At 43.6% G+C, this 9,563-nt stretch carries 6 protein-coding genes and 5 tRNA genes; 4 read left to right on the forward strand and 7 right to left on the reverse strand.

Annotation, left to right across the window (positions count from 1 at the left end; translation table 11 throughout):
- Nucleotides 1–396: 396 nt before the first annotated feature.
- Nucleotides 397–1,635: a type II secretion system F family protein gene (locus ABZA00_RS14830; RefSeq protein WP_372882937.1), complete on the forward strand. Its 1,239-nt coding sequence runs from the start codon at nt 397–399 to the stop codon at nt 1,633–1,635.
- A 38-nt stretch (nt 1,636–1,673) separates the two neighbouring features.
- On the opposite strand, the gene nagA is transcribed toward ABZA00_RS14830, so the two are convergent.
- Nucleotides 1,674–2,819 carry an N-acetylglucosamine-6-phosphate deacetylase gene (gene nagA / locus ABZA00_RS14835; protein WP_372882938.1) on the reverse strand — a complete coding sequence of 382 codons (1,146 nt, stop codon included), beginning with the start codon at nt 2,817–2,819 and terminating at the stop codon, nt 1,674–1,676.
- 373 nt (nt 2,820–3,192) lie between these two features.
- Between nagA and glnS the strand changes: the two genes are divergently transcribed.
- Nucleotides 3,193–4,854 carry a glutamine--tRNA ligase gene (gene glnS, locus ABZA00_RS14840; RefSeq protein WP_372882939.1) on the forward strand — a complete coding sequence of 554 codons (1,662 nt, stop codon included), beginning with the start codon at nt 3,193–3,195 and terminating at the stop codon, nt 4,852–4,854.
- Between the two features lie 161 nt (nt 4,855–5,015).
- Nucleotides 5,016–6,173, forward strand: a complete 1,158-nt coding sequence (locus ABZA00_RS14845; protein ID WP_372882940.1) for a PilT/PilU family type 4a pilus ATPase — start codon at nt 5,016–5,018, stop codon at nt 6,171–6,173.
- 577 nt (nt 6,174–6,750) lie between these two features.
- Here the strand turns inward: ABZA00_RS14845 and ABZA00_RS14850 are convergent.
- The 6 genes from ABZA00_RS14850 to dnaQ all read right to left on the reverse strand — a co-directional run bounded on the left by ABZA00_RS14850 (nt 6,751) and on the right by dnaQ (nt 8,820).
- Nucleotides 6,751–6,827, reverse strand: a tRNA-Asp gene (locus tag ABZA00_RS14850).
- 82 nt (nt 6,828–6,909) lie between these two features.
- Nucleotides 6,910–6,986: transfer RNA gene (locus tag ABZA00_RS14855), tRNA-Asp, on the reverse strand.
- Nucleotides 6,987–7,119: 133 nt separating this feature from the next.
- Nucleotides 7,120–7,196, reverse strand: a tRNA-Asp gene (locus ABZA00_RS14860).
- Nucleotides 7,197–7,384: 188 nt separating this feature from the next.
- Nucleotides 7,385–7,461, reverse strand: a tRNA-Asp gene (locus ABZA00_RS14865).
- Between the two features lie 139 nt (nt 7,462–7,600).
- Nucleotides 7,601–7,677: transfer RNA gene (locus tag ABZA00_RS14870), tRNA-Asp, on the reverse strand.
- A gap of 423 nt (nt 7,678–8,100) precedes the next feature.
- Nucleotides 8,101–8,820 carry a DNA polymerase III subunit epsilon gene (gene dnaQ / locus ABZA00_RS14875; protein WP_372882941.1) on the reverse strand — a complete coding sequence of 240 codons (720 nt, stop codon included), beginning with the start codon at nt 8,818–8,820 and terminating at the stop codon, nt 8,101–8,103.
- Between the two features lie 135 nt (nt 8,821–8,955).
- Between dnaQ and rnhA the strand changes: the two genes are divergently transcribed.
- Entirely contained in the window at nt 8,956–9,417 is a 462-nt protein-coding gene (gene rnhA, locus ABZA00_RS14880; protein WP_372882942.1) for a ribonuclease HI, read from the forward strand.
- Nucleotides 9,418–9,563 lie beyond the last annotated feature (146 nt).

Below are 9,563 nucleotides of genomic sequence, written 5' to 3' on the forward strand. Positions count from 1 at the left end.
AATTAGATGATCTATTTAGGCGTAGGAAAAATGGATGAAAGCAAGGCATTGATTGCAGTAACTAGTTGTTCTAATTGCAAAATCAATAACAAAGACTAAAACGTAGTTTTATGTCTAGCTAGCATTCATTTTAACAAGCATGAATGAATAGATAATTATCGGATTTGGTATTAATACCTATCTCGCCACTGAGCATTTAATTAAGCAGAGCCTGAATTTTATCTAACATATTGATTCGTTAGCTGTCCAGCGTGTTATTAAGACAATTATGGATTTTGCGCTTTCTTCACATTGTTTGATGGAATAATATGCTATTATCTGCTACTGAAAAAACGATATAACGTTATCCTGTGAAACAGTCACGCTTGACCAACAGATTTATCAAGGAAGATTATTATGGCTGCAAAAAATAAAAAGCAAAGTAAGGCACCAGTCATTCATACTTTTAAATGGAAAGGTATCAACCGCAAGGGCGGGAAAGTTTCCGGAGAGCTGCAGGCGCTGAGTGTTGCGGAGGTGCGTTTGGAGCTGCGCAAGCAGGGCGTTAATGTCAGCAAAGTACAGAAAAAAGCCAAACCGCTTTTCTCTTTCGGAGACAAAGTGACGCCCATGGATATTGCGGTTATTTCCCGCCAGATAGCCACTATGTTAGGGGCGGGTGTTCCCCTGGTGCAGGGGCTGCAGCTCATCGCTCAGAGTAGTCAAAAACCATCAGCGCGAAAACTGATGAGCACCATCAGTCAGGAGGTCGCAACGGGTACGCCGCTGTCACAAACCCTACGCGGTTATCCGCGTTATTTTGATGAGTTATATTGTGATTTGGTTGATGCCGGCGAGCAGTCCGGTGCTTTGGAGACGATTTACGACAGGATCTCCATCTATAAGGAAAAGTCTGAAGCGTTAAAGTCAAAAATTAAAAAAGCGATGTTTTATCCCGCGGCGGTGTTAGCCGTTGCCGGTGTGGTGACCATGCTGTTATTATTGTTTGTTATTCCGCAGTTTAAAGATATTTTTGAAGGTTTTGGGGCACAGTTACCTGCCTTTACCCTGTTTGTATTAGGTATTTCCGATCTGGTTCAGAATTACTGGTATGTTGTGGCGGGCGCGGTGATAGCCTTTATCTTCCTGTTTAAAAGGGCGCACCGCAGTTCGCAGAAAGTGCGCGATAATACCGATAAATTTGTGCTTAAAATTCCGGTGATCAGTACCATTTTAGATAAAGCCGCAGTGGCGCGTTTTGCGCGAACCCTGTCCACTACTTTTGCGGCGGGTATCCCACTGGTAGATGCGCTGGTTTCTGCCGCCGGCGCTTCCGGTAATTATGTTTACCGCAGTGCCATTCAAAATGTACGTACCGAGGTGATGGCGGGTATGCAGATGAATGTCGCCATGAAAACCACCAATGTGTTTCCCGATATGGTCACCCAGATGGTGATGATCGGTGAAGAGTCTGGTGATTTAGACGGTATGCTAAGTAAAGTAGCAGATATCTATGAACAGCAGGTCGATGATGCCGTGGATGCCCTAACCAGTCTGTTGGAGCCGATGATCATGGTGGTGTTGGGTGTTGTGGTGGGCGGTTTGATCGTTGCTATGTATCTGCCTATCTTCCAGTTGGGTAGTGTTATTGGTTAGGTTTCGGCGGTTAGGTTTCGGCGGTTAGCTGTCAGCTGTTAGCCGCCAGCCGATATAGTTTTATAAACCCCATTAACCACTGTGCCCAACACCTGGTAGTGCTGATTGAAAACGGTCAGATTGGCTATTTTACCTGCCGTTATGCTGCCGAGTTTATTGTCCACTGAGATCGCCTTTGCCGGGTATAGAGTTGCCATGCGGATCGCTTCATCCAGCGCTATCCCGACAAAATTAACGCTGTTTTCAATCGCCTGGATCATAGTCAGCGCGGAGCCACCCAGTGTCCCGTCAGCAGCCACGCATTTGCCATCCTGGTAATAAACCTCTGTGCCGACAAAATCAAACTGCTTGATATCCGCGCCGGCAGGTGCCGTTGCATCGCTGACTAAGATCAGCTTGTCGGCGAGAATTTTTTTGGAGATACGCACATTTTCATAGGCGATATGAAAGCCGTCAACAATGATTCCGGCGTAAATATTATTATCATATACTGCGCCGACCACACCCGGCTCCCGTCCGGTCATCGGGGTCATGGCATTAAACAGGTGGGTTGCGCAGCTAGCGCCGTTATCAATGGCAAGTTTAGCCTGCGCACAGCTGGCGTTGCTGTGCCCGATCGACACCACAATACCGGCCTCTGTCAGCTGTTTAATAACAGCAACCGGGATATTTTCCGGGGCAAGGGTTACCTTGCTGATGATATCGGCGCTCTCACAAATTAGATTTACCATCTCGACGGCAGGTTTACGGATAAACTCTGCGGGGTGGATCCCTTTTTTTTCCAGGCTTAAATAGGGGCCTTCAAGGTGTAAGCCTAGCACCTGATTTTTATTGTTATCCATAAAATCGCGGGTAACGCTTAATGCTGTTTTGATATCTGCATCGGAGGAGGTGATCAGGGTCGGCAGGTAGCTGGTGCAGCCGGATTTAAGATTGGTCGCCTGCATTATCTGCAGTGTTTCTACGCTTATCTGATCGTTAAACATCACACCACCGCAACCGTTAAGCTGCAGATCGATAAACCCCGGGCAAAGATTTGCGCCATTGAGGTTAACGGTTTTAATCTGTTTATCCACTGCAGAGAGCGGCTGAATGCTGTGAATAATATCATTTTCTATTAACACTGCATGAGCAGTAAGAATTGCCTGTGTGGTGTAGATGGTGCAGTTTCTTAGTGCATACATAACAGCTCTCTCTATGGGGAGATGGCTGCTTTCCTGCTTATTGAAGCATTGGCCATCTGTGGTTTAAGGCGAATGCGCAGTGTAAATTATGTTTCCGGATTGTGCTATATCGGTCATTAAAGAGGTTATTAAAATAATGGCTAAGTGGCCAATGAAAAATTATCCGGTATTTTCAGCCGTCAGCCGGAAGCTAGCCACAGCGCTACTGTCTCCGATAATCACCAGTTTGTGGGATTTAGGGGGCTTCCCGCAAGGCATTTTTTTGCTTTATTTTTATTGTGACGCTTTTACAGCTTATTTCCCTTGAGGTTAGCCCCGGAATATACGATGATTGCTTCTTATTTTTCGATTTATATTTATTTTGAGGTAAGCAATGACTCAGGTTGAGACCACGCCAAGCAATTTTATTCGTAACATTATCGATTCGGATCTAAAAAGTGGTAAACACCAGACGATACACACGCGTTTTCCGCCTGAACCGAACGGTTATTTACATATAGGTCATGCTAAATCTATCTGTTTAAATTTCGGACTGGCACAGGACTACCCTAACGCGCAGTGCAACCTGCGTTTTGATGATACTAACCCGGTAAAAGAAGATGCGGACTATGTTGCCGCTATTGAACAGGATGTGCGCTGGTTAGGCTTTAAATGGGCGGGTGATATCCATTATTCATCGGACTATTTTGAGCAGTTATATGATTTTGCCGTTGAGTTGATTAAAAACGATAAAGCTTATGTTTGTGCGCTGAATGCCGAGCAGACACGCGAGTATCGTGGCACATTAACCACACCGGGTAAAGACAGCCCGTTTCGTAATCGTCCTGTTACAGAAAGTCTGGACCTTTTTGAACGGATGCGTGCCGGTGAGTTCGCCGAAGGGGCAATGATGCTGCGCGCTAAAATTGACATGGCTTCACCGAACATGAAAATGCGCGATCCGGTTATCTACCGCATTCGTTATGCGCATCATCACCAGACCGGGGATAAGTGGTGTATCTATCCGATGTATGATTTTACTCATTGTATTTCCGATGCGCTGGAAGGTATCACTCACAGTCTGTGTACCCTTGAATTTGAAGATCACCGTCCGTTGTATGACTGGGTTCTGGCTAATATCAGCATTGCCTGCAAACCGCGTCAAATTGAGTTCTCACGTCTTAATTTACAATATACCTTAACTTCAAAACGTAAGTTAAATGCGTTAATTGCAGAAAATATTGTCACCGCTTGGGACGATCCGCGTATGCCGACGATTTCCGGTATGCGTCGCCGAGGTTACCCGGCAGCAGCTATACGTGAATTCTGTAAACGTGTTGGTGTTACCAAGCAGGAAAATACCGTTGAACTTGCCTCCCTGGAAGCCTGTGTGCGTGAAAATCTTGAAGCCAATGCACCACGCGCCATGGCGGTGATTGATCCGCTTAAAATGATTATCACTAATTATGATGAAGATAAGGCTGAACAGTTAACTGCGCCTGCGCATCCTAAAGATGAAAGCATGGGCTCAAGAACTTTGCCTTTCTCGCGCGAACTGTTTATTGACCGAGCTGACTTCAGGGAAGAAGCCAATAAAAAATACAAACGCCTGGTATTAGGTAAAGAGGTGCGTTTACGTAATGCTTATGTGATTAAAGCCGACCAGGTTATTAAAGATGAAGCGGGTAATATCAGCGAAATTCACTGCTCTTACGATCCGGAAACCTTGGGTAAAAATCCAAGTGACGGGCGTAAAGTAAAAGGGGTGATTCATTGGGTTGATGCACGTAATAATAAGGCTGCGGAATTTAGAATTTATGACCGTCTATTCTTAGCTGAAAACCCGGCTGCTGCTGAAGATGTTCACGATGTGTTAAATCCTGATTCACTGCAGGTAAAACAGGGCTTTGTGGAAGCCGGCCTTGCTGATGCCGTCGCAGAAAAAGCCTATCAGTTTGAACGAGAAGGTTATTTTTGTGCGGACAGTAAAGATTCAAGCGCGTCGCATTTAGTGTTTAACCGCACCGTTGCCCTGCGGGACTCCTGGGCGGATTAAAATCCGGCTTTTTCTTGTGAATTAATAAAAGTGGTCGACTGACCACTTTTTTTTTCCTGTAACACGCTGTTTAACACACTTTTGAAGTTGTTAAACAGCACGGCTTCTTTATAATTTAATTTTTTATCGGCGACAAATAATGTTTAATTCAGGAGTAATATATGGAATTTGAAGAGATGCTCAATATCTTATCGAGCAAGGATGGATCCGATCTTTATTTGTCTACCGGGGCCCCCCCTTCAGCTAAATTTCAAGGTCAGTTAAAGGCCCTTACAGACAGACCTTTCAAACCCGGAGAGTTAGCCGTTATTGCTGACTCGATGATGGACAGTGAGCAAAAAATTGCCTTTGATCAGGATTTAGAAATGAACCTTGCCATTTCTATTTCAAATGTTGGCCGCTTCCGGGTTAATATTTTTAAACAGCGTAATGAAGTCTCCATTGTTGCACGTAATATCAAAGTTGATATTCCTAAATTTGAGGATTTAAGGCTGCCTGAGATACTCAAAGAAGTCATTATGACTAAGCGTGGTCTGGTTTTATTTATTGGTGCTACAGGCTCAGGAAAATCGACCTCACTGGCGGCATTAATTGATCACCGCAACACTAATACATCCGGGCATATTATTACCATTGAAGATCCGGTTGAATTTGTCCATCGACATAAGAAAAGTATTGTTAACCAGCGTGAAGTCGGCGTTGATACACGCAGTTTTCAGGCTGCCCTGAAAAATACTTTACGTCAGGCGCCTGATGTTATTCTGATCGGTGAAATCCGTGACAGAGAAACCATGGAGCATGCCCTGGCGTTTGCAGAAACCGGGCACCTGGCTATTTCAACCCTGCATGCCAATAATGCCAACCAGGCATTGGATCGTATTATTAACTTCTTTCCGGAAGAGCGCCGTCCTCAGTTGTTAAGTGATTTGGGCAATAACTTGCGTTCATTTATCTCCCAGCGTTTAGTTCCCACCGTTGATGGCAAGCGCTGTGCGGCGATTGAAGTGATGATGGGCACACTGACCATACGCGATATGATTAAGCGTGGTGATTTTGGCCTGTTAAAAGCGGTAATGGAGAAGTCTAAAGAGTTAGGTATGCAGACTTTTGACGGAGCGTTATTTGATCTTGTGGTTGAAGGGCGGATATCAAAAGAGGATGCGATTAAAAACTCCGATTCACCAACTAATTTAGCCCTTAAACTTAAACTGCATCATGGCGACAGTGCCGAAAAAGAAGAAGAGAAAGCAAAGAAAGGCAATAGCTTGAGCTTGGAGCCCATGAATCCTATCACGCCTGAAGACTTAACTTTTTCTTAAGTGGGTTAAGTTTTTCAGCCGCTAACGCCCATTACCGGCTGATTCAGCTTTCCGGGAGACGGGTGTTAGCCCGTATTACTTGTGTGGACTAAAGTCCACGCCCCAAGTCATAGCAACCTGCTTTAGTATGTAAACTCATCTGTAGGGGGCAGTTCGTGCACCGTAAGCAACTATAAAATTAGGAAAATACTGATTACAAATGGTGCGCGGAACAAACCCTGCGTTGATGGTAGATGCATTTTACCTAATCAATGGCATTATGCGGTGCGAAATGGATTCTGCTATTGCTCTTTTAATTATGCGGATTGGTATTAGCCAGCTTAACTGCCGCTTGGTGAAAATCTTTTATTTGAATACATTAGAAAAAGTATCGATATGAATATTTATCAACTGATTTAATTAAAAAATATCATATTGAAAATTATAGGAATTTATACGAATGCGCATAATCAACTGGTCTAATTGATTTTATTTTTTGAGCTTATTTAATTATTAGAAAAATAATTTTAAATTTTATGGTGAGGATTATTTTAGGAAGACACAAAGAATTTATTACTAGATGGCAATAAAAGGAAATTGGCGGAGTGGACGGGACTCGAACCCGCGACCCCCGGCGTGACAGGCCGGTATTCTAACCAACTGAACTACCACTCCGCGAAAATCTTTTATTTTTCTATAACTCGCATTATAGACAAACTGTTGTACACATCGTTCATTACATACCTGAGTATGAAGTTGGCGGAGTGGACGGGACTCGAACCCGCGACCCCCGTCGTGACAGGCCGGTATTCTAACCAACTGAACTACCACTCCACGAGTGTGTTACAGCTTTACTTCATTCCATGTGTTGGTTACACATAAAATATCACTGTTTTAAAAAACTTTATTCGAAGTAAAATCCGAATTTCGGTGTGACAGACCGAACTTAACTATCTTGTAATACTGTTGGCGGAGTGGACGGGACTCGAACCCGCGACCCCCGGCGTGACAGGCCGGTATTCTAACCAACTGAACTACCACTCCACGAGTGTATTACAGTATCAAGCATCACTGTTTTAATAAAACTTTATTCGAATTAAAAATTCAAATCCCGGCGTGACAGGCCGACTATCTTAAACAAGAAGCCTAAGCAACTGAACTACCACTTCACGTGAGTATTACAGTTTAAGCTTTGACAATTATCGGCATTTTTTGCATTGCAAAAAACGAGTTGGCGGAGTGGACGGGACTCGAACCCGCGACCCCCGGCGTGACAGGCCGGTATTCTAACCAACTGAACTACCACTCCACGTGATAATTATCAGTTATTACTTTTTATAAACATAAAATCCGGTTGAGTTGTTAACTTCAACAATCGATGTAATAAACCGATTTACAACGTTTGGATTTGCCAGAATCTAGTCACCAACAAGGCTTGAAAGCAGTATTGGCGGAGTGGACGGGACTCGAACCCGCGACCCCCGGCGTGACAGGCCGGTATTCTAACCAACTGAACTACCACTCCAGCAAACTTCAACAGTGCATTATATGTGCGCTTCGTTGAGGCGCAGATAATACGTAGTTGCTTTTCCCGAGTCAATAAAGAAAAACAAAAAAATGGCAATATTTTAAGTTAAACTTCTTAACTGCTGTTTTTATCATCATAGTGCTGCTTTTTTAGCTGCTTTTATTCCCATGAGACTTCAAGATGCAAAGTCAGCAAGGCAAAGAGTGCCGAGATGCCAGGCATAAAACTCAAGCCTAGTTATTCTATAGAGAGATTTTATAACAAAGCAGATTGGTGCAATTTACTTTGCCCTACGGGCGTTAGCTCGAAAACCAGTTCTGCGTTGCGCCAATCGAAAAGGGAATGGCTAGTACCTCATGTTGTGCAGAGGGCTTGGGTTATTGCTTATTAGCAAATTATTAACTGAAAGTTGTTAGGTATTTACTCGCGCCACAGGCAAGCGCCAGATTTTTCAATAAGATCCAAACGTTTTTCATGTGCCTGCTGTTCATCTTCGCTGGCTCTGATAATAGTTAGCGGCGATTGTATTTTTCGTTCACGTCTGCCGGTATTAGTTTCACTTTGTCCGGAACTGGAAAGATTCAGTTTTGCCTGTCCTCCTGTCATTAACAGATAAACGTCAGCCAGAATTTCCGCATCCAATAAAGCGCCATGCAGAACACGATGTTTATTGTCAATCCCGAGCTCTCGGCATAAAGCATCCAGGCTGGCGCGTTTGCCCGGGTATAATTTTCTTGCCATCACCAGGGTATCGGTAATGGTGGCAATTTCAGCAGTGGGTTGCGTCTTTTTATTTAAAAAACGAAACTCCTGATCCATAAATCCTACATCGAAGGGGGCATTATGGATAACTAATTCAGCGCCTGTTATAAACTCGATAAACTCATCGGCAATTTCACTAAACACAGGTTTATCCTGCAAAAACTCGTCAGTAATACCATGAACAGTGATCGCTTCAGGATCGACTTCACGGTCCGGTTTAATATAAACATGAAAATGGCGGCCGGTTAAGCGGCGGTTAATCACTTCAACACAACCAATTTCAATGATCCGGTGCCCGATATAAACGGTGCCGTCTTTATTCATACCGGTGGTTTCTGTATCTAAAACCACTTGTCGTATCATTTTCTTTTCGGTCATATGGATCTCAATTAATAGTTTCAATAATGCGGATATTGTCCGTATAGTTTAGCATCCATATACAAGCTGTCTCAATCTGCATCTTCAGGTAGGATGGGTATAATAGCTGACTTAATTAATCAATTTGGTATATCAATGAAAAAAATCCAACTTTACACAGATGGCTCATGTTTAGGTAATCCGGGACCCGGCGGTTACGGTGCTGTGATGATCTATAATAAACACCGTAAAGAATTATCTGAAGGTTTTGCCCTTACCACCAACAATCGTATGGAAATGTTAGCCTGTATAAAGGGCCTGCAGACATTAACAGAACCTTGTGAAGTTGAGCTGACAACAGATAGTCAGTATGTGCGTCAGGGCATAACACAATGGATTCATAATTGGAAAAAACGCGGCTGGAAAACGGCGGCCAAAGCACCGGTAAAAAATGTTGATTTGTGGAAAGCCTTAGACGCAGCGCAGGAGAAACACAAAGTGACCTGGCATTGGGTTAAAGGCCATTCTGGTCACCCTGAAAACGAACGCTGTGATGAACTTGCACGTCTGGCCGCAGAAGCTAAACCAATCCAAAAGGATAGTGGGTACGAGGCGTAATTTATACCAATTGGATTAATTAAATGATCTGTTTAGGCGTCAGAAAAATAAATGAAAGCGAGGCATTGATTGCAGTAACTAGTTGTTCTAATTGCAAAATCAATAACGAAGCTAGCATTTATTTTAACAAGCATAAATGATCAGAT

This window comes from Psychromonas sp. (assembly GCF_041586535.1).
GTDB lineage: Bacteria > Pseudomonadota > Gammaproteobacteria > Enterobacterales > Psychromonadaceae > Psychromonas.

What these genes read in the sequence shown, in the direction of transcription:
- ABZA00_RS14830 (WP_372882937.1), top strand. Translation starts at nt 397, where the DNA reads ATGGCTGCAAAAAATAAAAAGCAAAGTAAGGCACCAGTCATTCATACT.
- nagA (WP_372882938.1), bottom strand. Translation starts at nt 2,819, where the DNA reads ATGTATGCACTAAGAAACTGCACCATCTACACCACACAGGCAATTCTT.
- glnS (WP_372882939.1), top strand. Translation starts at nt 3,193, where the DNA reads ATGACTCAGGTTGAGACCACGCCAAGCAATTTTATTCGTAACATTATC.
- ABZA00_RS14845 (WP_372882940.1), top strand. Translation starts at nt 5,016, where the DNA reads ATGGAATTTGAAGAGATGCTCAATATCTTATCGAGCAAGGATGGATCC.
- dnaQ (WP_372882941.1), bottom strand. Translation starts at nt 8,820, where the DNA reads ATGACCGAAAAGAAAATGATACGACAAGTGGTTTTAGATACAGAAACC.
- rnhA (WP_372882942.1), top strand. Translation starts at nt 8,956, where the DNA reads ATGAAAAAAATCCAACTTTACACAGATGGCTCATGTTTAGGTAATCCG.